This is a genomic window from Mesorhizobium sanjuanii (assembly GCF_002529485.1).
Classification (GTDB): Bacteria; Pseudomonadota; Alphaproteobacteria; order Rhizobiales; family Rhizobiaceae; genus Mesorhizobium; species Mesorhizobium sanjuanii.
This window is the reverse complement of sequence record NZ_NWQG01000330.1, coordinates 1-393: the sequence shown is the minus strand read 5'-3', so window position 1 is coordinate 393 and position 393 is coordinate 1. Positions and strand designations below refer to the sequence as shown.

Genomic DNA, 393 nt, shown 5'->3' with positions numbered 1-393 from the left:
ACGATGCCGATAAAGCCGATGCCGCCGCTGACGGCGACGGACGCCCCGACCGCCGCCGAAACGCCGACGATCGCCGTGTATTTTAGCCGCTGCACCGGGATGCCGAGATGGCCGGCGGTGGCTTCGCCGAGCGCCAGCGCGTTGAGGCCGCGCGCCAGGAACGGCATCGCCGCCAGCGCCAGCACGATGATCGGCCCGACCGAACCGATCTTCTGCCAGGTCGCGCCGGCGAGCGAGCCGAGTTGCCAGAAGGTCAGATCGCGCAACTGACGGTCGTCGGCCATGAAGATCAGGATGCCGGTCAGCGCCATGGCGAGCGCCGCCAGCGCGATGCCGGCCAACAGCATGGTGGCGACCGAGGTTCGGCCATGCCTGGTGGCGACCTGATAGAGC

The 393-nt window shown here is 69.2% G+C and carries 1 protein-coding gene; it reads right to left on the bottom strand.

All coding sequences use genetic code 11. The annotated features are described in order from the left end of the window. Positions 1-393 (bottom strand): iron chelate uptake ABC transporter family permease subunit (locus tag CN311_RS31730; protein WP_165779927.1); only part of this gene is annotated, 393 nt, incomplete at both ends.